This is a genomic window from Rhodococcus sp. NPDC019050 (assembly GCF_055664235.1).
Window position 1 is genome coordinate 65,686 of the sequence record NZ_JBVOON010000014.1, and the last position, 24,850, is coordinate 90,535.

The following is a 24,850-nucleotide window of genomic DNA, read 5'->3' on the forward strand; positions in this document are numbered from 1 at the left end:
CCAACGGTATGAACTCCGCCGGATCGCTTCCAGTTCGGAATCTGTACTTGCTCGGGGGCCTACCATTCGAAGCATGGGCTCGCCCTACCACCAATTCTGTCCCGTCGCGAAAGCGATGGAACTCTTCGACGAGCGGTGGACTCTCCTGCTGGTTCGCGAACTCGTGCTGGGAAGCGAACGGTTCAACGATCTGCGTCGCGGCCTTCCCCGGATGTCACCGTCGCTGCTGTCCACCCGGCTGCACCAGTTGACGGTCGCCGGGATCGTGCAGCGGATCACCGAGGGATCGGAGGTCCGTTACGTGCTCACACCTGCCGGCCGCGATCTCGAACCGGTGTTGGTGGCGCTCGGCACGTGGGGATCGCGATGGACGGGGCGACTCGGCGACGAAGATCTCGACCCGAAATTGCTGATGTGGGACATGCATCGCAACGTCGACCACACCACCGTTCCGGATTCCCGTGTGGTCGTGCATTTCGTCTTCACGGGTGCTCCGCGGGGGTCGCGGCGGTGGTGGCTGGTGATCACCGCCGACGAGGTCGACGTGTGCGACGTGGATCCGGGCTTCGAGGTGTCGGTGACCGTCACCGCGGGTCTGCGGGCGCTCACCGAGATCTGGCGAGGTGAGCGCGGCTGGCCCGACGCGCTGCGCAACGGGGCGGTTGCGGTCGACGGCCCGGTGGGGTTGCGTCGTTCCCTCCCGGACTGGTTCGTCTCCCCCCTCGTCGGCGCGAAGCAGCAACGATAGGACCGGCGCGGGAGGACGACCCCGGCTCAGCGCGCGGCGGGTGCGGGACGGGAGGGGCGTGCCGGAGGTTCGCAACACCCGATTGCGCACAACGCGCCGTTGCATCCCACTCCGAATTCCGGTTCGGTACCGCGCCGGTGCGGGGTCGCGGTGCCGAGGCGTTCCTGCACGAGTTCCCGGACCATCTGCGCGAATCGTGGATCCGTGCCGGCGGTCGCGGCGCGCACGAACGCCATGCCCAGTTCGGCGGCACGGTCGCGCGCTTCGGTGTCGAGATCCCAGACGACCTCGAGATGGTCGGAGACGAATCCGACCGGAACGACGACGACCGAGGTCACCCCGCGGTCGTGCAGGGTGTCGAGGTGATCGACGATGTCGGGTTCGAGCCACGGCACCTGTGGCGGTCCCGAACGCGACTGCCACACCAGGTCGTAGTCGTCGATGCCGAGCGCACCTGCAACCAGGCGCGCGGCCTCTGCCACCTGACGGCTGTAGAGGTGACCGCCCGCATCCGGTGGGCCTCCGGTCGCGTCGGCTGCCGTCGGGACGGAATGCGCGGTGAAGACGACCCGCGCCGGAGCCGCGTCGGCAGGCAGTTCGGACAGCGCCGCGCGCACGGCATCCGCGACGGCGTCGAGGAACAACGGGTGGTCGTAGAACTGCCGCAGTTTGGTCAGGTCGGGTGCGTTCTCGACGACGTCCCGGGCCCGCCGGATGTCCTCGTGGTACTGCCGGCATCCGGAATAACCGCCCCATGCCGAGGTGGCGAACACCAGGGCGTTGCGGATTCCGTCGTCGCGCATGGTGGCGACGGTGTCCTCGACCATCGGGTGCCAGTTGCGGTTGCCGAAGTAGATCGGCAGGTCGATGCCGTGCGCGTCGAACTCCGCCCGTACCGCGTCGATGAGATCACGGTTGAGCGCATTGATCGGTGATACACCCCCGAAGTGCAGGTAGTGCTCCGCGACAGCGTCGAGACGTTCGGGCGGGATGCCGCGGCCGCGGGTGACGTTCTCGAGGAACGGCCGTACGTCGTCGGGGCCTTCCGGCCCGCCGAACGACAGCACCATCACTGCGTCGAACGGTTCGGGGGTGTTCACCATGCGAGTGCTCTCCTGACCTGTCAGGCGCCGAGGCCGACCTGGGAATGGAAACCACCGTCGACGTAGACGATCGACCCGGTCGTGCGGGGCAGCCAATCGGACAGTACCGCGCACACGGTCTTCGCGACCGGGGTCGGGTCGTCGACGTCCCATCCGATCGGCGATGCCGCCGACCAACCCTCGTTGAGGCGGTTCATCTCGGCACCCGGTCCGGTCGCGTCACCGGCGATGGCCTTCGCGGCCAGCGTCTTGATCGGGCCTGCCGCGACGAGGTTGGAGCGGATGCCACGCGGTCCGACCTCCTTCGCGACATACCGGTTGACGGACTCGAGCGTCGCCTTGGAGACACCCATCCAGTTGTAGAACGGCATCGCGCGGGAGGGATCGAAGTCCATGCCGACGATGGAGCCGCCCTCGTTCATCACCGGCAGCACGGCCTTGGCGAGCGCGCCGTACGAATACGCGGACACTTCGAGGGCGACGGCGACGTCGGTCCACGGAGCATCGAGGAAGGGGCTTCCCAGGCACGAGCGCGGCGCGAACCCGATCGAGTGGACGACGCCGTCGATCCCCTCGGGCGCGAGCTCACGCAGTTTGTCCGCGAGGCCCTCGAGGTGCTCGGTGTTCTGGACATCGAGTTCGATCGCCGGCGGCACCGGCTGCGGCAGGCGCTGCGCGATCCGGTCGATCAGTCGCAGCCGGTCGAAGCCGGTGATGATGATCTTCGCGCCCTGTTCCTGTGCCGCTCTGGCGGTGTGGAACGCGATGGAGGCATCGGTGATGATGCCGGTGACGAGAATGGTCTTGCCCTCGAGCAGTCCGCCCATGAGTGTGTCGATCCTCCAGTGAGATTCGGATGTGGTTCGGGTGTGGCGGCGGGGTCAGTGACCCATACCCATGCCTCCGTCGACGGGGATGACCGCGCCCGAGACGTATGCGGAGTCGTCGGAGGCGAGGAAGCTCACCACGCCCGCGACATCCTCGGGCTTGCCGAGACGCTGCAGCGGGATGAACTTCTTCGCCGTCTCGCGCAGATCGTCGGACAGATCCGCGGTCATGTCCGTCTCGATGAAACCGGGCGCGACCACGTTGGCGGTGATCGATCGGGAACCGAGTTCGCGTGTCACCGACCGGGCGAGACCGATCACGCCGGCCTTCGAGGATGCGTAGTTGGCCTGTCCTGCCTGGCCGGCCAGTCCGACGACCGATCCGAGGAAGATCATCCGTCCCCACCGTGCGCGCAGCATCGCCCGGTTGGCGCGCTTGGCGCACCGGAACGCGCCGGTGAGATTGGCGTCGACGACGTTGGTGAACTGGTCTTCGGTCATGCGCATCAGCAGCGTGTCGTCGGTGGTGCCGGCGTTGGCGACCAGAACCTCGACGGGTCCCTGGTGTGCTTCGACCTCGGTGAACGCGCGATCGACGGACTCGGTGTCGGTGACATCGCAGACGACACCGAACAGGCCCTCGGGCACACCGGAACCGCGGTGCGTGACGGCGACCTTGTGTCCGTCGGCCTGCAGTCGTCGGGCCACGGCAAGTCCGATGCCGCGGTTTCCTCCGGTGACGAGGACGGACCGGGGGGTGGCAGCGGGGCGCGCGGCTGAGCTGGTTGCGTCATTCATGGCGACAAACCTATCTGGTGGTGGATCGCACACGGAGCGGGCTCCGTGAGCAGCGACAAGAAGGATCAGGGCAGGCGCTGGCGGAGCACCATCGCGGAGAGAAGACCCGCTGCGACGGAGAGCGCACCGAGCATCAGCCACGGGCGACTGGCGTCGCCGCGAGTGGTTTCGAAGCCGATCTGCTCCTCGAGCGTGTTGTAGGCGTCCTCGAGTTCCTCGAGACTCGACGCGGTGAAGAAACTGCCGCCGGAGAGGTTGGCGATCTCCTTGAGGGAGGGGTCGTCGACGGGCACGGGGATCCGTTCGTCCTCGATGGTGACCGTTCCCGTCGCGGTGCCGAAGGAGATGGTGGAGACCGGGATGCCCTTCTCTGCCGCCTGCCGGGCCGCGGTGAAACCGCCCCGCGGGTCGTCGGGACTCTCGGGCACCGTCTGCTTGCCGTCCGACAGCAGCACGATCCGGGCGGGCGGCGCCTGATCGCTGCCGCCGAGCACCGCCGACAGGGTGTCGATGGACTGCATCGCGGTGAAGATCGCTTCGCCGGTGGCGGTGCGCTCGCTCAACTGGAGATGGTCGATGGCCGTCTTGGTCGCCTCGCGGTTGGTCGTCGGCGACACCAGCACCGACGCGGTACCGGAGAACGCAACGAGCCCGAGGTTGATACCGGGGGTCAGATCGTCGGCGAACTGCTTCGCCGCCTCCTGAGCGGCAGCGAGCCGGGACGGTGCGACATCGGTGGCCTCCATGGACAGCGACACGTCGATCACCGCGACGACCGTCGCGCGGTTGCGCGGCACCCGTTGCTCGGCCGTGGGTCCGGCGAGGGCGACCGTGAGGAAGACCAGGCCGGCGAGCAGCAGCGCGACCGGAATGTGGCGGGCGCGACCGGGCCGGTCGGGAGCGACCTTCTCGAGGAGTTCGAAGTTGGTGAACCGGAGGGTGTGGGAGAGCCTGCGGCGCTGCACCAGCACGTAGCCGACGCCGAGTGCGGCCACCACGACCAGGAACAGCAACCACCACGGTGAGGTGAATCCGGAGATGCTCACCGGCCCACCCTCCCCGCGCCACCGGCGGCGTAACTGTGCCGCCGGGCCGCGACGAAACGAACCACGTCGCTGATCCAGTCCCGGTCGGTCCGCAAACTCAGCATCGGGGCGCCGCAACTGCGCATCGCCTGCTGCACGGCGGCGCGATGCTCCGCCGCAGCCTGGGCGTAGTCGGCGCGCAATTGGGGTGTCGTCGTGAATTCACGGGTGCGTCCCGTTTCGGGATCGTGCAGGACCACGTCGCCCAAGTCGGGCAGTTCCAGGTCGCGGCGGTCCAGAACCTCGACCGCCAGCAGGTCGTGGCGGCCGGAAAGGGCACGCAACGACCGCTGCCAATCGAGCGGACCCAGGAAGTCGCTGATCACGACGGCGAGACCGCGCCGGCGCTGGGGTCGGCGCAGTGCCTCCACCACACCGCGCAGATCACCGCGGGTCCCGTCCGGGGGGTGCGGGATGGTGGCGATCGTGCGCAGCATGGATTGGGCGTGTGCCCGTCCCCCGCGTGCGGGAATCCGCACCGTGTCGCGGCCGGTGGAAACCACGGCGCCGATCCGGTTACCGCCACCGATCGTCAGGTGTGCGATCGCGGCGACTGCGGCGACGACGAGGTCGCGCTTCTCGCATGCGGCGGTGCCGAAATCGAGACTGGCCGACAGGTCGACGGCGAGCCAGGTTTCGAGTTCTCGGTCGGCGACGGTCTGACGGACGTGCGGATGGGTGGTGCGGGCGGTGACCGACCAGTCCATCTGACGCACGTCGTCGCCCGGCTGGTACTCCCGGGCGTCGCCGGGTTCCGATCCGGGTCCGGGAATCAAGCCGAGATGATCGCCGTGCAGGACACCGTCGAGCCGCCGCCGGACGGTCAGTTCCAGCGTGCGCAGCGCAGCAGTCAGTGCGGGGTCGCGCAGCTCGCCGGACCGGAACGCGGGTGGCGACCCGTCGCGGGCGGGTTCGCTCACCGTTGCCCCGCACCTCCGTGCGGTCCGGGCGCGGGTACCGCAGGAACGCCGGGGCGCACGACGGCAGGCGGGCCCGCGGGAACCGGAGGCGTCGCCTGGGGTGAAACCTGGGGCAGGCCGACAGTCTGCAGGATCTCGGCGATGATCCGGTCGGGTGACACATCGTCGGCCAGCGCGTCGTACGAGAGCACCAGACGATGGCGCAGGACGTCGGGGATGACATCGACGATGTCCTGCGGGACCACGTAGTCACGGCCCCGGACGAGTGCGAGCGCACGGGCTGCGGAGATGATGCCGAGCGTCGCACGCGGTGAGGCACCGTAGGCGATCCAGCCCTGCACGTCGTGCAGGCCGATCTCGGCCGGCGCGCGGGTCGCGAAGATGACCCGCACGACGTAGTCGACGAGCGCGTGGTGCACGAACACGCGACTGGCGATCTGCTGGAGGCGCAGCAGTTCTTCCCGCGACAGCACCTGCTTCGGTTCGGGAGCGGCGACGCCCATGCGATAGACGATCTCGCGTTCTTCCTCGACCGACGGGTAGTCGACGAGGACCTTGAACAGGAAGCGGTCCCGCTGCGCTTCGGGGAGCGGGTAGACGCCTTCGTTCTCGATGGGGTTCTGCGTCGCCATCACCAGGAACGGATCGGGCATCGGGAAGGTCTTGCCACCGATGGTGACGTGCCGTTCGGCCATCACCTCGAGGAGAGCGGACTGGACCTTCGCGGGCGCGCGGTTGATCTCGTCGGCGAGCACGAAGTTCGCGACCACCGGACCGAGTTCGGTGTCGAACTCTTCGCGGCCCTGACGGTAGATACGGGTTCCGACGAGGTCGGTGGGCACCAGGTCGGGAGTGAACTGCACGCGGGAGAAGGAGCCGCCCACGACCTTGGCGAATGTCTCGACCGCCAGGGTCTTCGCCACACCGGGCACACCCTCGAGCAGCACGTGCCCGCGGGCGAGCACGCCGACGAGCATGCGCTCGACGAGGAGGTCCTGGCCCACGATCACGCGTTTGACCTCGTAGATGGCGCGTTCGAGGAGACGGACGTCGTCGGCCGGGTCGTAGGCCTTCGCAGGCGCGGTGGCCGGGTCGCCGGCCTTCGCCGGGGCGGCGGGGTCCTTGGAGGTGTTCACCCGGGCCGGACCGGCGCTGGTCGCACCGGCGGGAGCGTTCCCGGGAGCAGAGACTCGTCCGGGTCCGGCGGTGGCGGATGCACCGCTGTTGCCTGCCGGACCCCTGTTGTCTGCCGGAACTCTGTTGCCTGCCGGTCCGTTGTGGCCGGCACCGCCCTTGGGATCCACCCCGCTGGTCTGACCGGCGGTATTGCTCGGACCGGCCCCACCCTTCTGCGCGTCCGCTGCCGTATCCGAAGTCCCGCCCTCGCGTGAGGTCACCAAGAATCCACCGCTTTCGCCTACGTTGATCCGCTGGAAATCGCCTGCTGCACCACTATGGCAGGTGTCGATTCAGTGTGTCGTAACGCCGGGTGTCGTAACGCCCGGGCCCGCGCGGTGGGCGGGTCCCACCGTCGGGTCACTGCGATCACGCTCACTTCACCGTCACGACACCATCCGCACCACATACGGTGTCATGCCGTCCCAGCGTACCGGCGAGATCATGACGTGCGAACCCGACTGCGGTGCCTCGAGCATCGTGCCGTCGCCGAGGTACAGACCGACGTGCTGGCTCGCGTTGGGTCCGTAGAAGATCATGTCGCCGCGTCTCATCTCCGACGACGGCACCTGCGTACCGGCGGTGTACTGGTAACCGGTGTAGTGCGGCAGGGAGATGCCGATGCCGGCGAACGCGTAGATCATCAGACCCGAGCAGTCGAAACCGATCTTGCCGAAGTCCCCGTAGCTGTCGGCGACACCACCGTCGCGGATGCCCCGGGTGGGTCCGTTCTCGTCTCCGCCGCCCCACGCGTACGGCACGCCGATCTGTGAGAGCCCTCGGTCGATGACGGTTTCGATCGCGGCCGTGCCGGTGAGAGACGGCGTCGTGCGGGTGCGTGGCGTCGGCCGCTTCGTCGACGGCTCCGACGGCGACGGAGTCTCGGTCACTTCGTCGGCCGGGTCCACTTCGCTCCCCGGGGCGGGTGGGTCGTCGTCCCCGGGATCGGGCGCCGTGGTGCCGGTGTCGGGCTCCGGCACGACCGTCTCTGTGCTCGGTGTCTCTGCCGCTACCGCACTTTCGCCGAGATCGGTGTGAGGACGGCGCCCGTTGGCCAGTTCGGCCGCGCGCGCGAGCCCCGCCGCGTCCGCGGCGACCCGGACAGCGGCCGCGGCCGCCTCCTGCCGGGCGACTTCTTCGGCGGCGGCGCGTGCCGCGTCCTCCGCCGCACGCTGACGGTCCCAGGCAACGTATTCGGCACGTTGTCCCTCGAGCCCCGCGACGTTGGTGCGTGCGAAGTCGAGTTCGGCCTGGGCTCCCGCGCGGGACTGTTCGATCCGGTCCTTTTCGGCGGTCTGCCGGTCGAGTGCCGTCAGGGCAGCCGAGATCGCCGCTTCGGCGTCGCCTTTGCGTTGTTGCGCTGCTGCGGCGGCGGCATCGGCTTCCTGCTTGGCGGCGCGGGCGCGGGAATGGGAGTTGGCCTGCTCTGTACGTGCCCGTTCGAGCGCGTCGAGTACCGCCTCGCGCCCGGTCGAGAGCATGCGCATGACCTGCGCCCGGTCGAGCAGGTCGTCGGGTCCGTCGGTCGACAGGAACGCCGCGAGAGACGCCGAGTTCGATCCGCGGGTGTAGCTCTCCCGCGCGAACGCGTCGAAGTCCTTCTGGGCGAGGGAGATCTGCGCTCCGGCGTCCCGCAAGGCCAACTGGGACGACGACACCGCCTGCTCGGCCGCAGCCGCGAGATCCTGAGCTGCGTGCAGATCGACGAGCGCGCGGTTGACGTCCTCGCGCTTGACGGCGACCTGCGCGTCGAGTTCGGCAAGCTGCTGATCCGCGGCGGCGATGCGCACGATGAGCTCGCCGATCCGGTCGACCCCGGTAGCCACGGCGGCCCCGGCTTCACCGAGTTCGGTGTCCGACGGATTGGGGGGCGGCGGAGGTACCGCAGTGGCCGTCGATCCGACGGTGACGAGCACCGCGGTCACCAGGCCGATACCGGCGACGAGCCGCGACACCCGGGCGAGGTGCATCCTCCCGTGGAAACCGTACCGCTTCACGTGTGCTCTCCCTCGGTCGTGCCGACCTGCCGAAACAGCCGGCCCCGACGTCTCGGGGAGCGCGCGACGAACACCGCTCGCGGGAGGCCCGCGATCGGTCGCTGTCCTGGTCACCCGTCGTGAGCAGCGTCCCACGACTGGGGTTGTGACACACCTTCCCCAAGAGCGTCATCCGAACCGTACGACACAGCGAGCACATGCCGCACGACAGTTACGAATTTGGCTGCGAAGAATGCACAACCCAGCGGCCCACCTGCGCGGAGGTGCCGTCAGGAGTTCGTGGAGGGGCTTTCCGGTGTGGACGTCCGACCGGCGGTTTCGGCCGATGCGGGCCGGTCGCGGCGGCGCGACTTGACCCAGTAGGTCGCGCCCGAAGCGGCTGCTACAAGGAGCACGAGCAGGATGGTCAGCATCGTCCAGGGCGGCGACGGCTCGGTCACCGTGTCGACGAAGTTCTTCGTCGACACCACCGCGTTCCCCGTGTAGGTGGTGTCCTCGGCAGCTTCGAGAGTGACGCGATCGAGACTGTCGCTGAACGTGCCGACCCAGCCGGGGCTGAGGACCAGCACGGTGCCACCGTCTTCGGCACCCACCTCGGTGGCGAGGTCACGCAGCTGCGAATCCATCCGGGGATCCCGATCGATGACGACCACGCTCAGGTCGATTCCGTGGTCGCGCGCTCGCGCCACCTCGGCCACCAGGTCGTCCACCTGATCGGACGGCGCGGCGACCTGGTCGTCGTTCAGATCCGCGAGGATCGCCTCGACGGTGACGCCCGGAGGGAGATCTGTGGCCGACGGCCCGGGGATTCGTAGCAGTGGCGCAGACATTTCTCTCCGGTAGTGCTGGGCGGGAGCGTGTACGACCCGGGTTCGCCGTACCGAGCACTCGGCACACGGAGCACCACGCTCGCAGGGCAACACCGAACAGTACGCGATGACTCTCCGGCGGTGCAGCCGCACCGAGGTACGGCGGCGGGCTCGAGGTGGCGCCGCACACCCCTACCTGCGACGGATTCCCGGTACACTCCCGCCTTTATTACAGGACAAGCGTACTGTTAGACTCTACGGTGAGATGCCGCGGCGGCACCGCACAGGAATTCTCCTCGCGGACGTCGTGTGCCTCGCTTCAGCCGTCGACACAGCCCCGTCGGCGGCGAGCCGAAACGACGAGTGGAGCTGACGTGAGCACCAATACTGATTCGTTCGGCGCCAAGGGGACGCTGCAGGTCGGAGACAACTCTTACGAGATCTTCCGCCTGTCGGCCGTCCCCGGCACCGAGAAACTCCCTTACTCCTTGAAGGTTCTCGCCGAGAACCTGCTGCGCACCGAAGACGGTGCCAACATCACCGCCGATCACATCCGTGCCATCGCCGAGTGGGACCCCTCCGCGGACCCGAGCATCGAGATCCAGTTCACGCCTGCCCGCGTGATCATGCAGGACTTCACCGGCGTGCCGTGTGTGGTCGACCTCGCCACCATGCGTGAGGCCGTCACGACCCTCGGCGGCGACCCGAACAAGGTCAACCCGCTCTCCCCCGCCGACATGGTCATCGACCACTCGGTCATCCTCGACGTATTCGGCCGCGCCGACGCCCTCGAGCGCAACGTCGACCTCGAGTACCAGCGCAACGGCGAGCGTTACCAGTTCCTGCGCTGGGGCCAGGGCGCGTTCGACGACTTCAAGGTCGTCCCGCCCGGCATGGGCATCGTCCACCAGGTCAACATCGAGTACCTGGCTCCGACGGTGATGACCCGCAACGGTCAGGCCTACCCCGACACCTGTGTCGGCACCGACTCGCACACCACCATGGTCAACGGACTCGGCGTCCTCGGCTGGGGCGTCGGCGGCATCGAGGCCGAGGCCGCAATGCTCGGCCAGCCGGTCTCCATGCTCATCCCGCGCGTGGTCGGCTTCAAGCTCTCCGGCGAGATCCAGCCCGGCGTGACCGCCACCGACGTCGTGCTCACCGTCACCGAGATGCTGCGCAAGCACGGTGTGGTCGGCAAGTTCGTCGAGTTCTACGGTGCCGGCGTCGCCGAGGTCCCCCTCGCGAACCGCGCAACCCTCGGCAACATGAGCCCCGAGTTCGGTTCCACCGCAGCGATCTTCCCGATCGACGGTGAGACCATCAACTACCTGCGCCTGACCGGCCGCAGCGACGAGCAGCTCGCTCTCGTCGAGGCGTACGCCAAGGAACAGGGCATGTGGCACGACCCGGAGAAGGAGCCGGTCTACTCGGAGTACATCGAGCTGGACCTGAGCACCGTCGTTCCGTCGATCGCCGGCCCGAAGCGCCCGCAGGACCGCATCCTGCTGAGCGACTCGAAGCTCGCGTTCCGCCGCGACATCCGCACCTACGTGGGCGACGATCAGCCGGCCGAGCACAGCCAGCTCGACGAGGCCGTCGAAGAGTCCTTCCCCGCGTCGGATCCGGTCGCTCTCTCGTTCGCCGACGACGGTGACAACACCGCGAACAGCGTGCAGTCGGCCGCCAACGGCGCCACCGGCCGTCCGTCCAAGCCGGTCACGGTCAAGACGGAGCAGGGCGAATTCGTCCTCGATCACGGCGCCGTGGTCGTCGCGGGCATCACGTCCTGCACGAACACCTCGAACCCGTCCGTGATGCTCGGTGCAGCGCTGCTCGCCCGTAACGCCGTCGAAAAGGGCCTGGCTACGAAGCCGTGGGTCAAGACCAACATGGCGCCGGGTTCGCAGGTCGTCTCCGACTACTACGAGAAGGCGGGCCTGTGGCCCTACCTCGAGAAGCTCGGCTTCTACCTCGGCGGTTACGGCTGCACGACGTGCATCGGTAACACCGGGCCGCTGCCGGAGGAGATCTCCAAGGCGATCAACGACAACGACCTGTCGGTCACCGCGGTGCTCTCGGGTAACCGCAACTTCGAGGGTCGCATCTCCCCCGACGTGAAGATGAACTACCTCGCGTCCCCGCCGCTCGTCATCGCGTACGCGCTGGCCGGCACCATGGACTTCGACTTCGAGGCCGACGCCCTGGGCAAGGACAAGGACGGCAACGATGTCTTCCTGAAGGACATCTGGCCGTCCGCGCAGGAGATCGACGACACCATCAAGTCGGCGATCAGCCAGGACATGTTCCGCAACTCGTACGCCGACATCTTCAAGGGCGACGAGCGTTGGCAGAACCTGGAGACCCCGGCCGGCGACACCTTCGCGTGGGACGAGAACTCGACCTACGTGCGGAAGCCTCCGTACTTCGAGGGCATGACGATGGATCCGGCTCCGGTCACCGACATCAAGGGCGCTCGCGTGCTCGCGCTGCTCGGCGACTCGGTCACCACCGACCACATCAGCCCTGCGGGTCCGATCAAGCCCGGCACCCCCGCCGCGCAGTACCTGGACGAGCACGGAGTCGAGCGCAAGGACTACAACTCGCTCGGTTCGCGTCGTGGCAACCACGAGGTGATGATCCGCGGCACGTTCGCGAACATCCGTCTGCAGAACCAGCTGCTCGACGGTGTGTCCGGTGGCTACACCCGCGACTTCACCCAGGACGGTGCACCGCAGGCGTTCATCTACGACGCCTCGCAGAACTACCAGAAGGCGGGCATCCCGCTCGTCGTGCTGGGCGGCAAGGAGTACGGCTCCGGTTCGTCGCGTGACTGGGCGGCCAAGGGCACCAGCCTGCTGGGCGTCAAGGCGGTCATCACCGAGTCCTTCGAGCGCATCCACCGCTCGAACCTCATCGGTATGGGCGTCGTCCCGCTGCAGTTCCCCGCCGGCGAGTCCGCCGCAAGCCTGGGGCTGGACGGCACCGAGGTCTTCGACATCGCGGGCATCGAGGCGCTCAACGAGGGCACCACGCCGAGCACCGTGCACGTCACCGCGACCAAGGAAGACGGCAGCAAGGTCGAGTTCGACGCCGTCGTCCGTATCGATACGCCCGGTGAAGCGGACTACTACCGCAACGGCGGCATCCTGCAGTACGTGCTTCGCAACATGATCCGGGGCTGATACCCCGAATCGGCCGCCCACATCCGCGGGCGGTCCACGCTGTGCAGTGACGGCGGGTCCGGGACGTCTCGTCTCGGGCCCGCCGTCCACATCGGGAAAGGACGGTCGCGGTGCCCAAGGTCAGTGAGCACCACCTCGCCGCGCGCCGGAGCCAGATCCTCGACGGCGCCCGGCGCTGTTTCGCCGAATACGGCTACGAGGGCGCAACCGTGCGCCGCCTCGAGGAGGCCACCGGCCTCTCGCGCGGCGCAATCTTCCACCATTTCAAGGACAAGGACAGGCTGTTCCTCGCGCTCGCTCAAGAAGACGCGAAGCGCATGGCCGACGTCGCCGCGAACGAAGGCCTCGTCCAGGTCATGCGGGACATGCTGTCCTCACCCGACCAGTTCGACTGGCTCGGTACCCGACTCGAAATCACGCGGCGGCTGCGCACCGACCCGGAGTTCGCCAAGGAGTGGACCCGGCATTCCGACGAACTGACGGCCGCGACCGTCGGGCGTCTGGAACGGCAGCGCGAAGCCGGTCGCCTGCGCGACGACGTGCCCACCGCAGTGCTGGTCGGCTATCTGGACCTGGTACTCGACGGGCTCATCGCCCGGCTCGCATCCGGGCACGCCGAGAAGGAACTGTGCGAGGTCCTCGATCTCGTCGAGGAATCGGTGCGCCGCCGGGACTGAGCCCGACGGCTCCCCTCACAGGTTCTTGCCGGCCCTCACGTAGTCTTCTCGGCCGCCGCCCTGCGGCGGTTCGGCCCGCCCCGCCCGCGAAGCCGGACGTGCGACTCCACCAGCACGTTGTGCACGAAACCGTAGGATCGTCCGGTTTCGTTGGCGAGGGTACGGATGCTCGCACCCGCCTCGTAGCGGCGCTTGAGGTCTTCCTGCAATCGGTCCCGCGAATCCCCGGTGATCCGGGTCCCCTTCGCGAACGTCGTCTGGCCACGATCGGGATTTCGCACCATCGGTTCCTCCCGGCACCTCGACAAAGGTCCTGGTTCAAGGCTAAAGGACCGGAACGATCACCGGAGCGGATCGGATCATGCCAGCTGGATGAGCTCCAGATATTCCTGGGACCAGTGGTCCTCCGTACCGTCCGGCAACAGGATGACCCGTTCCGGGTTGAGGGCTTCCGCCGCACCGGGATCGTGCGTGACGAGCACGACCGCGCCCTCGTAGCTGCGGAGCGCGTCGAGCACCTGTTCGCGCGAGACGGGGTCGAGGTTGTTGGTCGGCTCGTCGAGGAGCAGCACGTTCGCGGCGGACGACACCAGACCTGCGAGCGCGAGCCGGGTCTTCTCACCGCCGGACAACGTGCCCGCGGGCTGCTCGAGCTGGGGTCCGGTGAACATGAACGCACCGAGCAGACCGCGCAGGTCCTGTTCGCCCGCGTCGGGCGCGGCGTGGCGGATGTTCTCCCACACCGACGCCGAATCGTCGATCGTGTCGTGCTCCTGCGCGAAGTAGCCGACCTTGAGCCCGTGGCCGGGGACCAGTTCACCAAGGTCGGGCTTCTCCGTCCCGGCGAGCAGGCGCAGCAGTGTCGTCTTTCCGGCGCCGTTGAGGCCGAGGATCACCACGCGGGAGCCGCGGTCGATGGCGAGGTCGACGCCCGTGAAGATCTCGAGCGAGCCGTAGACCTTCGTCAGGTTCTTCGCCATCAGAGGCGTCTTGCCGCACGCGGCCGGCGTCGGGAACCGGATCTTCGCGACCTTGTCCGCCACCCGCACGTCGTCGAGTTCGTTGAGCAGTTTGTCGGCGCGCTTGGCCATGTTCTGCGCGGCGGTCGCCTTGGTGGCCTTCGCGCCGAGCTTGGCCGCCTGCTTGTGCAGCGCAGACGCCTTCTTCTCCGCATTGGCGCGCTCGCGGCGGCGGCGCTGCTCGTCCGTCGCCCGGGCGTCGAGGTACTTCTTCCAGTCCATGTTGTAGATGTCGGCCTCACCGCGCACGGCGTCGAGGAACCACACCTTGTTGACCACGTCGGCGAGCAGGTCCACGTCGTGGCTGATCACGATCAGTCCGCCGTCGTGGCTCTGCAGGAAACCGCGGAGCCAGGTGATCGAGTCCGCGTCGAGGTGGTTGGTGGGCTCGTCGAGCAGCAACGTCGTGTTCGACTTGCCGCCCGAGCCGTCGGACGCCGCGAACAGGATGCGTGCGAGTTCCACGCGTCGGCGCTGACCGCCGGACAGGGTGTGCAGTGGCTGGCCGAGGACGCGGTCGGGCAGGCCGAGGCTGTGGCAGATCCGGGACGCCTCCGACTCGGCGACATACCCGCCGAGCGTCGAGAAGCGTTCCTCCAGGGATCCGTACTTGCGGACGGCGCGGTCGCGGATCTTCTCGTCCACCGCTTCCGCCATCAACGCCTGCTGCTTCTCCATGCCGCGCAGGATCTCGTCGAGTCCGCGCGCGGACAGCACGCGGTCCTTGGCGAGAACGTCGAGGTTGCCTTCTTTGGGGTCCTGCGGCAGATAACCGACTTCACCGGAACGGATCACGGTGCCGGCATACGGCTCGCCTTCGCCCGCGAGAATCCGCAGGGTCGTGGTCTTGCCCGCGCCGTTGCGCCCGACCAGACCTATCCGATCGCCGGCCTGCACCCGCAACGCCGATCCGGGCGCGGAGAGCAGTGTCCGCACACCCGCGCGGACTTCGAGATCGGTAGCGGTGATCACAGGTGGGAACTCCTCGGCGACGACGGGGTAAGTGCCGAAACCGACTGGCGGGGCACACGAAGTGTCCAGTTTACCGTGTGTACCGGTCACCGCCGCGGTGAGATGCACTACTACGCCCTCCCCGAGTGCGCTTCGGCGGATCCGGCGGGTCGCCGCCTACTCTGTGGTCGTGCCTGCTTCCTCCCCCGCCGACGTGCTGGTCGCCGGGCTCGGTCCGGCGGGACGGGCCGTCGCCGCCCGCGCCGCGCGTGCCGGCCTCGACGTGATCGCCGTCGATCCCCGGCCGTCCCGGCAGTGGACGGCGACATACGCCGCGTGGAGCGACGAACTTCCGTCCTGGCTTCCCGAGCATGCGATCGCAGCGACCGTGGAGGCACCGGCGGTGTGGGCGTCGCGACTGCACGAACTGAGCCGGCCGTACCGGGTCCTCGACACCGCGCGACTGCAGGAGTCTCTCGACCTGGGCAACGTGTCGGTGGTGCAGGGACGTGTGGACTCGATCGACGCGCGTAGCGCCGTCCTGAGCACCGGAGAACGGCTCCGTGCCCGGCACGTGATCGACGCACGCGGAGTCCCGGCAGGTCAGGGGCGGGCCGGCCAGACCGCGTTCGGGCGGGTGGTCGACAGTGCGGTCGCGCAGTCCGCGCTGGAGGGGCAGCAAGCGTGGTTCATGGACTGGCGGCGCGACAACGGCACCGACACGGGCGACATCCCGTCTTTTCTCTATGCGATGCCGCTCGGCGGTGGACTCACTCTTCTGGAGGAGACCTGCCTCGTGGGCCGGCCACCGCTTCCCCTACCGGAGTTGCAGCGACGGCTGGACATCAGGCTCGCGGCTCGGGGCATCGCGTCGGCGGATGCGGAACGGATCGAGAACGTGCGGTTCGCGGTGGAAGGCATCCGCAGCGAACCCGGCGTGATCGGTTACGGAGCACGGGGTGGCCTCATGCATCCCGCGACCGGTTACGCCGTCGCGACCGCCCTCTCGACGGCCGATGCCCTCGTCGACGCCCTCCGGCACGGGTCCGATCCGCAGCAGGTGTTGTGGCCGGCGTCCGCCCGCGCGGTGGCGAGGCTCCGGGGCCTGGGACTGCGGGTGCTGTTACGTCTCGACGCGCAGTCCGCCGCGGCGTTCTTCGACGTGTTCTTCGGCCTTCCGGCCGGGCAACAGCGCGCCTATCTGTCCGGCCGGGCAGACCTCGCGGGCGTATCGAGCACCATGTGGACGCTGTTTCGACGGGTCCCGGGGCCGCTGCGCAGCGCAATCGTGCGCTCGGTGTGGTGACGTAGGTCTCTGCGACACCCGGGGTCGATTTCCGCTTCTTTTCACCGAGTGCCCGCATCGTCGATCATCATGGACAGATGCGGTCGATTTGGAAAGGTGCCATCGCGTTCGGCCTCGTCAACGTGCCGGTGAAGGTGTATTCGGCAACCGAGTCCCATGACATCAAGTTCCACCAGGTGCATGCGAAGGACGGCGGACGCATCAAGTACCAGCGCGTGTGCTCCGAGTGCGGCGAAGTCGTCCCCTTCCAGGAGATCGACAAGGCGTACGACTCCGACAACGGTGAGCGCGTCGTCCTCACGGACGAAGACTTCGACAAACTCCCCGCCGCGGAGAAACACGAGATCCCGGTACTCGAGTTCGTGCCGTCCGAGCAGATCGATCCGATGCTGTTCGAGAAGTCGTACTACCTGGAACCGGATTCCTCCTCACCGAAGGCGTACGCGCTGCTGGCCGCGACTCTCGAGCAGAGCGACCGGATCGCACTGGTGCACTTCACGCTGCGGCAGCGGACCCGGCTCGCGGCGCTGCGCAACCGCGACGGAATGCTGGTGCTGCAGACGCTGCTGTGGCCCGACGAGGTCCGTGCCGCAGAGTTTCCGTCGCTCGACGGTGTCGAGAAACCCAAGCCGAGAGAACTCGCGATGGCGGAGACACTTGTGGAGTCGATGTCGGGCGACTTCGATCCCACCGAGTTCACGGACGAATTTCAGGTCGAACTGCGCACCTTGATCGACGATGCGCTGGCGCACGGCGGCGAAAAGGTGTTCCAGGTGGCCGAGTCGGACTCCGAGGGTGAGGACGCCGAGGTGCTCGACCTGGTGGCGGCGTTGCAGCGAAGCGTCGAAGCCGCGGGCAGCACGACCGGCCGGGCCTCCGACAGCGCCGGGGGTGGCAAGTCGTCCGGTTCTTCGTCCTCCGGCACGAAGTCCACCGCGAAGAAGGCGGCAGCCGAGAAGGCACCGGCGAAGAAGACCACCGCGAAAAAGACGGCGGCGAAGAAAACCACCGCCAAAACGTCCACGGCCGAGAAGACACCGGCCAAGAAAGCAGCGGCCAAAAAGACATCGGAGCGAAAGACGAGCGAGCGCAAGGGCGCGTAACGCGCGACGCCGACTGCACGTACGTGCAGTCAGTCCATCGACTCGCCGAGGCGCTGCAGCAAAACGGTGAGCTCGCGGATATCGGCGGCACTCCAATCGGCCAGCCGCCCACGCCAGAGCTCGGTCTCATTCTCCAGGATCTCGTCGAGCTTGCGCCGGCACGCCGGGTCGAGGGCGACCAGGCGGGCGCGAGCGTCGTCGGGATCGGGGATCCGCTCGACCAGTCCGAGACGTGCGGCACTGTCGATACGACGGGTCAGGGTCGACTTCTCGATCGCCACTCTGCGAGCAGATCGGACATCGCGACCGCGGCGGCGCGACGCAGCATCAGCAGCATCGGATATACCACCGGATCAAGCCGCGGATGCACCGCGCGGGCCCGCTCGGCGATCAGGCGCCGGAAACGCCGGATCACCGCGATCATCTCGTGCTCGAGCGCAACGACGGGATCGGCGGTCGCCGCATCGGCCGTGTCGGCCGACGGGCTACCGCCGTTCTCGTCTGCCAGGTACTGCGTGTCGGTCACAGAGTTCCGCAACCGTCACACGGTGAAGCCGAGGGCACGCAGCTGCTCGCGTCCGTCCTCGGTGATCTTGTCGGGTCCCCACGGCGGCATCCACACCCAGTTGATGCGGAGATCGGCGCACATACCGCTGCGCACGAGCGCGTTGCGGGCCTGGTCCTCGATCACATCGGTGAGCGGGCAGGCGGCCGACGTCAGGGTCATGTCGACGGTGACGGCGTCCTCGGACTCGGAGATGCCGTACACCAGGCCGAGATCGACGACGTTGATGCCGAGTTCAGGGTCGACGACGTCACGCATTGCCTCTTCGAGCTCGTCGAGCCGGACCGGATCCAGCGGCGGCACCGTGTCGGCCACCAGCGTGGTCGCGTCGCCGCTGGTGTCGTCTGCCGTAGCGGTGGGGTCGGCAGCCTCGGGGGCCGTGGTGTCGGGGGCGGGTTCTGTCATCGGTTCTGTCCTCCGCTCGAAACGGTGTCGGCGTCGCCGGTCGCGGGTGCGGCAGTGTCGCCGCCCTTGTCCACGACCTGCGCGACCGCATCCTTGAAAGCCATCCATCCCAGCAACGCGCACTTGACGCGCGCCGGGTACTTCGACACGCCGGCGAATGCGATGCCGTCGCCGAGCACGTCCTCGTCACCTTCGACGGTGCCTCGGCTGCCGACCATCTCCACGAAACTGTCGACCGTGGAGAGCGCGTCACCGACGGACATCCCGATCACCTGATCGGTGAGCACCGAGGTCGATGCCTGGCTGATCGAGCAGCCCTGTCCGTCGTACGACACATCGGCGACCACGCCACCGTCGAGGTGCACGCGCAGCGTCACCTCGTCCCCACACGTGGGGTTGACGTGGTGTACCTCGGCGCCGAACGGATCCCGCAGGCCACGGTGGTGCGGGTGCTTGTAATGGTCCAGGATGACCTCCTGGTACATCTGCTCCATCCGCATCAGCCACGCTCCCCGAAGAATTCCTGAGCGCGCCGAACGGCCGCGCCGAGTGCCTGCACCTCGTCGAGCGTGTTGTACACCGCGAACGACGCGCGTGCGGTCGCTGCCACTCCGAAACGGCGGTGCAGCGGCCACGCGCAGTGGTGGCCCACGCGGATCTCGACACCCTCGTCGTCGAGGATCTGCCCGAGATCGTGGGCGTGGATCCCGTCGACGACGAACGACACCGCGCCGCCGCGCTGGTCCGGTGTGGTGGGCCCGATGATCCGCACGCCGGCGATGTCACCAAGTTCGGTGAGCGCCGCGGCGGTCAGCTCGTGCTCGTGCGCTGCCACCGCGTCCATGCCGATGTCCTGCAGGTACCGCACTGCGGCACCGAGCCCGACGGCCTGCGACGACATGGGCGACCCGGCCTCGAATCGCTGCGGGGGGGCCGCGAACGTGGTGGCGTCCATGGTGACCGTCTCGATCATCGAGCCACCGGTGATGAACGGCGGAACGTCGGCGAGCAGGTCGCGGCGGCCGTACAGGACGCCGATCCCGGACGGGCCGAGCATCTTGTGCCCGGAGAACGCGGCGAAGTCGACGCCGAGTTCCCGGAAGTCCACCGGCGCGTGCGGCACCGACTGGCAGGCGTCGAGCACGACGAGCGCGCCGACCGTCCGTGCGCGACGGACGATCTCCTCGACGGGCGCGACGGCGCCGGTGACGTTCGACTGATGCGAGAACGCCACCACCTTGACGGCGTCGGTGAGCTCGAGCGAGTCGAGGTCGATGCGGCCCTCGTCCGTGACGCCGTACCAGCGCAACGTCGCGCCGGTGCGCCGGGCGAGTTCCTGCCAGGGCACGAGATTCGCATGATGCTCGAGCTCGGTGACCACGATCTCGTCCCCGGGGCCGAGCGCATGCGGGAAACGATCGTCGGCGAAGGCGTACGCCACCAGGTTGAGCGCCTCGGTGGCGTTCTTGGTGAACACCACCTCGTCGGCGTCGACACCGACGAAGCCGGCGATGACGGCGCGGGCACCTTCGTACGCGTCCGTCGCTTCCTCCGACAACGCGTGCGCGCCTCGGTGGACCGCGGCGTTGCAGGTCGTGAGGAACTCACGTTCGGCGTCGAGGACCTGGACGGGCCGCTGCGACGTCGCACCCGAGTCGAGGTAGACCAGCGGCTTGTCGTCGCGCACCGTCCGCCCGAGAATCGGGAAGTCGGCCCTGATCCGGGCGACGTCGAGCGTCCGCACCGGCACCGTCATGCGCTCACGCTCCCTGGGTGTCTGCTGCTGCGGCGTGGGTGAAGCGCTCGTAGCCGTTGGTCTCGAGTTCGTCGGCCAGTTCGGGGCCACCGGATTGGACGATGCGGCCACCGACGAAGACGTGCACGAACTGCGGCTTGATGTACCGCAGGATGCGGGTGTAGTGCGTGATGAGCAGGACGCCGCCGTGCTCGCGTTCCTGGTAACGGTTCACACCCTCGGACACCACGCGCAGTGCGTCGACGTCGAGGCCGGAGTCGGTCTCGTCGAGGATCGCGATGCGCGGCTTGAGCAGCCCGAGCTGGAGAATCTCGTGGCGCTTCTTCTCGCCGCCGGAGAAGCCTTCGTTGACGCTGCGCTCACCGAACGCGGGGTCGATGTCCAGTTCGGCCATCGCGCCCTTGACTTCCTTGACCCAGTGCCGCAGCTTGGGTGCTTCGCCACGCGCCGCGGTGGCCGCGGTGCGCAGGAAGTTCGACATCGAGACCCCGGGGACCTCGACGGGGTACTGCATCGCCAGGAACAGGCCGGCGCGGGCCCGCTCGTCGACCGTCATCGCCAGCACGTCTTCCCCGTTGAGGGTGATGCTGCCGGAAGTCACCTCGTACTTCGGGTGACCGGCGATCGCGTACGAGAGCGTGGACTTGCCGGAGCCGTTGGGCCCCATGATGGCGTGCGTCTCACCCGAGCGGACCGTGAGGTCGACGCCCTGGAGGATGTCGATCGGTTCGGCGTTCGTGTCGGTCTGGGCGACGCGAACGTGCAGGTCCTTGATCTCGAGGACGTTCTGAGTTGTGGACATCGATCAGTGGTTCCTTAAAGAAGAAGTATCGGGGTTACGGGTCGGGCGGGGCCGGTCAGGCTCCGACTGCCTCGAGTTCTGCTTCGATGGCGGCCTCGAGACGCTCGCGGATCTCGGGCACCGTGATCCGTTCCAGGAGTTCGTGGAAGAAGCCGCGCACGACGAGACGACGCGCCTGGTCTTCCGGGATACCGCGCGACCGCAGGTAGAACAGCTGCTCGTCGTCGAAGCGACCGGTCGCGGAGGCGTGGCCGGCGCCGAGGATCTCACCGGTCTCGATCTCGAGGTTCGGGACCGAATCCGCGCGGGCACCGTCGGTGAGCACGAGGTTGCGGTTGAGCTCGAACGTGTCGGTGCCTTCGGCGGCCGCACGAATAAGAACGTCGCCGATCCACACGGTGCGCGCATCCGGCTTCCCCGACTGGGGATCGCCCTGCAGAGCACCCTTGTAGATCACGTTCGACTTGCAGTGCGGCTGCGAGTGGTCGACGAGCAGACGCTGCTCGAGGTGCTGACCGGCATCCGCGAAGTACAGACCGAGCAACTCGGCGTCGCCGCCGGGCGCGTCGTACTTGGTGGTCGCCGACACGCGGACCAGATCACCGCCGAGCGCGACGGTGAAGTGACGCAGCACCGCGTCGCGGCCCAGCCGAGCGTGGTGCGCGGCTACGTGGACGGCGTCGTCCGCCCAGTCCTGCACCGCGACAACCTTGAGCTGGGCGCTGTCGCCGACGATGAACTCGACGTTCTCGGCGTAGGTGCCGCTCCCACGCTGGTCCACCACGACGGTGGCCCGGGCGAACGCTTCGAGGCGGATCTGCAGATGCCCGTAGGCAACGTTCCCCTCGCCCGGTCCGGTCACCGTGACGACGACGGGATCGGCGATCTCGGCTTCGCGTCCGACGGTGAGGACGGTGGCGTTCTCGAACGACGTGAACGCCTGCGCGGCGATCCGGTCGAACGGGACACCGCCCTGTCCGAGGCGGGTGTCGTCGCGCCCGACGGTTTCGACCTGCACGCCGTCGAAGGGGGTGACCTCGACGGTGGCGGTGCCGTTGGCCACGGCGCTGCCGTCGTGGAGTCCGCGCAGGCGGCGCAGCGGCGTGAACCGCCAGATCTCGTCGCGTCCGGAGGGGACCTCGAAGGCGTTCACGTCGAACGACGTGAACACCTCACCCTTGTTGGCCGCCGGTTTGGCAGTTCCTTCGAGGGCCGACGCGGGGTTCTCGCCGCGCACAGCTTCCTGAACCCCGGCGAGTCCTGCCGGTGTACCGGCGGTGGGGGTGTTGTTCGATTCCGCAGTCATTTAGCCGACTGCCCCTTCCATCTGCAGTTCGATCAGGCGGTTGAGCTCGAGGGCGTACTCCATCGGCAGCTCCTTGGCGATGGGCTCGACGAACCCGCGGACCACCATCGCCATGGCCTCGTCTTCGTTGAGGCCGCGGCTCATGAGGTAGAACAGTTGGTCGTCGCTCACCTTGGAGACGGTCGCCTCGTGGCCCATCGTGACGTCGTCCTCGCGGATATCGACGTACGGATAGGTATCGGAGCGGCTGATCTGGTCGACGAGCAGCGCATCGCACTTGACGGTCGACTTGGAGCCGTAGGCGCCCTTGTTGACCTGCACGAGACCGCGGTACGACGCGCGTCCGCCGCCGCGAGCCACGGACTTCGACACGATGGTCGACGACGTGTGCGGGGCGAGGTGCAGCATCTTCGCGCCCGTGTCCTGGTGCTGACCCTCACCGGCGAAAGCGACGGAGAGCACCTCACCGCGAGCGTGCTCGCCCATCATCCACACGGCCGGGTACTTCATCGTCACCTTGGAACCGATGTTGCCGTCGATCCATTCCATCGAGCCGCCGGCCTCGACCTTGGTGCGCTTGGTCACCAGGTTGTAGACGTTGTTCGACCAGTTCTGGATCGTCGTGTAGCGGCAGTGGCCGCCCTTCTTGACGATGATCTCGACCACGGCGGAGTGCAGCGAGTCGGACTTGTAGATCGGCGCGGTGCAGCCCTCGACGTAGTGCACGGAGGCACCCTCGTCGACGATGATCAGGGTCCGCTCGAACTGGCCCATGTTCTCGGTGTTGATCCGGAAGTACGCCTGCAGCGGGATGTCGACGTGCACACCCGGCGGCACGTAGATGAACGAGCCGCCCGACCACACGGCGGTGTTGAGCGCCGAGAACTTGTTGTCGCCGGCCGGGATCACCGTGCCGAAGTACTCGCGGAACAGCTCGGGGTGCTCACGCAGACCGGAGTCGGTGTCGAGGAAGATCACGCCCTGCTGTTCGAGGTCCTCACGGATCTGGTGATAGACGACCTCGGACTCGTACTGGGCGGCCACACCGGAGATCAGCCGCTGCTTCTCCGCCTCGGGGATGCCCAGCTTGTCGTAGGTGTTCTTGATGTCGGCGGGCAGCTCGTCCCAGCTCGCGGCCTGCTTCTCCGTCGAGCGCACGAAGTACTTGATGTTGTCGAAGTCGATCCCGTCGAGGTCCGAACCCCAGCCCGGCATCGGCTTCTTATCGAAGGTGCGCAGTGCCTTGAGGCGGATGTCGAGCATCCACTCGGGCTCGCTCTTCTTCGCGGAGATGTCCCGCACGACGTGCTCGGAAAGACCACGCTTTGCGACGGCACCGGCCGCGTCGGGGTCCGACCAGCCGAACTGGTAGTGGCCGAGAGAGTCGATCGCCTCTTCTTGCGTCAGCGGTGCGCCGCCGGGCGTCTGGTCCGATGTGACGGTCATGCGAGCTCCTTCCGGAGTCTGGGTGTGGTCGGCGTGGGCTGCGCGCCGACTGTCAACGGGTGATTCACGAGTGCGGGGATTCCGGTGGCCGTCAAGAGCTCGGCGGCTCCTTCGCCGGGAGCACCGGCACGTGGGTGGTGCAGAACGCGTCGCCGTTGGCGATGGTCGCGAGCCGCTGGACATGCGTGCCGAGGATCTCCACGAACGCCTCCTCTTCCGCTTCGCACAGTTCCGGGAACTGTTCGGCCACGTGTGAGACGGGGCAGTGATGCTGGCAGATCTGGACACCGGTGCCGACGCGCCGCGTCGATGCCGCGAAACCGGATGCGGAGAAGGATTCGGCGATGTCCTCGGCGACTGCTTCGACGTCCTGACCGGACGGATCTATGCCGCTGAGGATCGACTGCACGCGACGCCGGGCGAAATCCTCGATCGCGGCTTCGCCGCCGATTTCGCGCAGGTGGCGCATGGCAGCGGTGGCGAGGTCGTCGTAGGAGTGGCCCAGGCGTGCCCGGCCGACGGCGGTGAGCTGGAAGCGGCGCGCGGGGCGGCCCCGGCCCCGGCCCTGACGGCGGGGCGGTGCGGCGGCCTCGGCCTCGCCGGCTTCGATGAGAGCGTCGAGGTGACGGCGCACGCCCGCAGCACTGAGTCCCAGCTGCTCCCCGATCTCGGGTGCGGTGATGGGTCCGTGCTCGACGAGAAGCTGCACGATGGCGGCACGGGTCTGGCCCTCGTGTGTATCGCGGCCGCTCACGGCACGGGCAGGCTGCGCCGCAGGCGCGTGACCTGGGCGTTCCTCTTGCACGTGGGGTGCGGTCGATGATTTCACAACACCAGTGTGACGGAATTCGGTACACGGTTCCACC

At 67.9% G+C, this 24,850-nt stretch carries 24 protein-coding genes; 5 read left to right on the forward strand and 19 right to left on the reverse strand.

Annotation, left to right across the window (positions count from 1 at the left end; translation table 11 throughout):
• The first annotated feature begins 73 nt into the window (after positions 1-73).
• Positions 74-748 carry a winged helix-turn-helix transcriptional regulator gene (locus AC0B44_RS15390; RefSeq protein WP_471903712.1) on the forward strand — a complete coding sequence of 225 codons (675 nt, stop codon included), beginning with the start codon at positions 74-76 and terminating at the stop codon, positions 746-748.
• A 26-nt stretch (positions 749-774) separates the two neighbouring features.
• Here AC0B44_RS15390 and AC0B44_RS15395 read toward each other — a convergent pair whose 3' ends face one another.
• The 8 genes from AC0B44_RS15395 to AC0B44_RS15430 all read right to left on the reverse strand — a co-directional run bounded on the left by AC0B44_RS15395 (position 775) and on the right by AC0B44_RS15430 (position 9,484).
• Positions 775-1,851 carry a ferrochelatase gene (locus tag AC0B44_RS15395; protein WP_471903713.1) on the reverse strand — a complete coding sequence of 359 codons (1,077 nt, stop codon included), beginning with the start codon at positions 1,849-1,851 and terminating at the stop codon, positions 775-777.
• A gap of 20 nt (positions 1,852-1,871) precedes the next feature.
• On the reverse strand, positions 1,872-2,678 hold the full coding sequence (gene inhA / locus AC0B44_RS15400; protein WP_471903714.1) for an NADH-dependent enoyl-ACP reductase InhA: 807 nt from the start codon (positions 2,676-2,678) through the stop codon (positions 1,872-1,874).
• A 54-nt stretch (positions 2,679-2,732) separates the two neighbouring features.
• Complete coding sequence (gene fabG1 / locus AC0B44_RS15405) at positions 2,733-3,476, reverse strand: 3-oxoacyl-ACP reductase FabG1 (protein WP_471903715.1); 744 nt, start codon at positions 3,474-3,476, stop codon at positions 2,733-2,735.
• A gap of 65 nt (positions 3,477-3,541) precedes the next feature.
• Positions 3,542-4,522 (reverse strand): VWA domain-containing protein, encoded by a 981-nt coding sequence (locus tag AC0B44_RS15410; protein ID WP_471903716.1) that lies wholly within the window; start codon positions 4,520-4,522, stop codon positions 3,542-3,544.
• Complete coding sequence (locus tag AC0B44_RS15415; RefSeq protein ID WP_471903717.1) at positions 4,519-5,481, reverse strand: DUF58 domain-containing protein; 963 nt, start codon at positions 5,479-5,481, stop codon at positions 4,519-4,521. The genes AC0B44_RS15410 and AC0B44_RS15415 overlap by 4 nt, the downstream gene beginning before the upstream one ends.
• Positions 5,478-6,878, reverse strand: coding sequence for an AAA family ATPase (locus AC0B44_RS15420; RefSeq protein ID WP_471903718.1), 1,401 nt, complete (start codon positions 6,876-6,878; stop codon positions 5,478-5,480). The genes AC0B44_RS15415 and AC0B44_RS15420 overlap by 4 nt, the downstream gene beginning before the upstream one ends.
• Positions 6,879-7,043: 165 nt before the next feature.
• Positions 7,044-8,627 (reverse strand): NlpC/P60 family protein, encoded by a 1,584-nt coding sequence (locus AC0B44_RS15425; RefSeq protein ID WP_471903773.1) that lies wholly within the window; start codon positions 8,625-8,627, stop codon positions 7,044-7,046.
• A 296-nt stretch (positions 8,628-8,923) separates the two neighbouring features.
• On the reverse strand, positions 8,924-9,484 hold the full coding sequence (locus AC0B44_RS15430; protein WP_471903719.1) for an Rv1476 family membrane protein: 561 nt from the start codon (positions 9,482-9,484) through the stop codon (positions 8,924-8,926).
• A gap of 353 nt (positions 9,485-9,837) precedes the next feature.
• On the opposite strand from AC0B44_RS15430, the gene acnA reads away from it, so the two are divergent.
• Together acnA and AC0B44_RS15440 are read left to right on the forward strand one after the other, a co-directional pair.
• Positions 9,838-12,648 (forward strand): aconitate hydratase AcnA, encoded by a 2,811-nt coding sequence (gene acnA / locus AC0B44_RS15435; RefSeq protein WP_471903720.1) that lies wholly within the window; start codon positions 9,838-9,840, stop codon positions 12,646-12,648.
• 110 nt (positions 12,649-12,758) lie between these two features.
• The gene (locus AC0B44_RS15440; protein WP_471903721.1) at positions 12,759-13,325 is read left to right on the forward strand and encodes a TetR/AcrR family transcriptional regulator; all 567 of its coding nucleotides are present in this window, start codon (positions 12,759-12,761) and stop codon (positions 13,323-13,325) included.
• A gap of 35 nt (positions 13,326-13,360) precedes the next feature.
• Here the strand turns inward: AC0B44_RS15440 and AC0B44_RS15445 are convergent, their stop codons facing one another.
• Together AC0B44_RS15445 and AC0B44_RS15450 are read right to left on the reverse strand one after the other, a co-directional pair.
• Positions 13,361-13,609, reverse strand: a complete 249-nt coding sequence (locus tag AC0B44_RS15445) for a helix-turn-helix domain-containing protein (protein WP_471903722.1) — start codon at positions 13,607-13,609, stop codon at positions 13,361-13,363.
• 75 nt (positions 13,610-13,684) lie between these two features.
• The gene (locus AC0B44_RS15450) at positions 13,685-15,316 is read right to left on the reverse strand and encodes an ABC-F family ATP-binding cassette domain-containing protein (protein ID WP_471903723.1); all 1,632 of its coding nucleotides are present in this window, start codon (positions 15,314-15,316) and stop codon (positions 13,685-13,687) included.
• A 169-nt stretch (positions 15,317-15,485) separates the two neighbouring features.
• On the opposite strand from AC0B44_RS15450, the gene AC0B44_RS15455 reads away from it, so the two are divergent.
• Positions 15,486-16,601: a lycopene cyclase family protein gene (locus tag AC0B44_RS15455; RefSeq protein WP_471903724.1), complete on the forward strand. Its 1,116-nt coding sequence runs from the start codon at positions 15,486-15,488 to the stop codon at positions 16,599-16,601.
• Between the two features lie 77 nt (positions 16,602-16,678).
• Positions 16,679-17,704 (forward strand): non-homologous end joining protein Ku, encoded by a 1,026-nt coding sequence (gene ku, locus AC0B44_RS15460; RefSeq protein WP_471903725.1) that lies wholly within the window; start codon positions 16,679-16,681, stop codon positions 17,702-17,704.
• A 29-nt stretch (positions 17,705-17,733) separates the two neighbouring features.
• Here ku and AC0B44_RS15465 read toward each other — a convergent pair whose 3' ends face one another.
• The 9 genes from AC0B44_RS15465 to AC0B44_RS15505 form a co-directional block, all read right to left on the reverse strand.
• On the reverse strand, positions 17,734-17,985 hold the full coding sequence (locus AC0B44_RS15465) for a MarR family winged helix-turn-helix transcriptional regulator (RefSeq protein WP_471903726.1): 252 nt from the start codon (positions 17,983-17,985) through the stop codon (positions 17,734-17,736).
• The gene (locus AC0B44_RS15470; protein WP_471903727.1) at positions 17,961-18,230 is read right to left on the reverse strand and encodes a hypothetical protein; all 270 of its coding nucleotides are present in this window, start codon (positions 18,228-18,230) and stop codon (positions 17,961-17,963) included. The genes AC0B44_RS15465 and AC0B44_RS15470 overlap by 25 nt, the downstream gene beginning before the upstream one ends.
• Positions 18,231-18,245: 15 nt before the next feature.
• A complete protein-coding gene (locus AC0B44_RS15475; protein ID WP_471903728.1) occupies positions 18,246-18,674 on the reverse strand; it encodes a metal-sulfur cluster assembly factor in 429 nt (142 codons plus the stop codon).
• Positions 18,671-19,174, reverse strand: a complete 504-nt coding sequence (sufU, locus tag AC0B44_RS15480; RefSeq protein ID WP_471903729.1) for a Fe-S cluster assembly sulfur transfer protein SufU — start codon at positions 19,172-19,174, stop codon at positions 18,671-18,673. The genes AC0B44_RS15475 and sufU overlap by 4 nt, the downstream gene beginning before the upstream one ends.
• On the reverse strand, positions 19,174-20,430 hold the full coding sequence (locus AC0B44_RS15485) for a cysteine desulfurase (RefSeq protein ID WP_471903730.1): 1,257 nt from the start codon (positions 20,428-20,430) through the stop codon (positions 19,174-19,176). Before AC0B44_RS15485 ends, sufU begins: the two co-directional genes overlap by 1 nt.
• Before the next feature lie 4 nt (positions 20,431-20,434).
• On the reverse strand, positions 20,435-21,232 hold the full coding sequence (gene sufC / locus AC0B44_RS15490; RefSeq protein WP_471903731.1) for a Fe-S cluster assembly ATPase SufC: 798 nt from the start codon (positions 21,230-21,232) through the stop codon (positions 20,435-20,437).
• Between the two features lie 55 nt (positions 21,233-21,287).
• Positions 21,288-22,538, reverse strand: coding sequence for a Fe-S cluster assembly protein SufD (gene sufD / locus AC0B44_RS15495; protein WP_471903732.1), 1,251 nt, complete (start codon positions 22,536-22,538; stop codon positions 21,288-21,290).
• Positions 22,539-23,984, reverse strand: a complete 1,446-nt coding sequence (sufB, locus tag AC0B44_RS15500; RefSeq protein WP_471903733.1) for a Fe-S cluster assembly protein SufB — start codon at positions 23,982-23,984, stop codon at positions 22,539-22,541.
• A gap of 91 nt (positions 23,985-24,075) precedes the next feature.
• Positions 24,076-24,813: a helix-turn-helix transcriptional regulator gene (locus AC0B44_RS15505; protein ID WP_471903734.1), complete on the reverse strand. Its 738-nt coding sequence runs from the start codon at positions 24,811-24,813 to the stop codon at positions 24,076-24,078.
• Between the last annotated feature and the right edge of the window lie 37 nt (positions 24,814-24,850).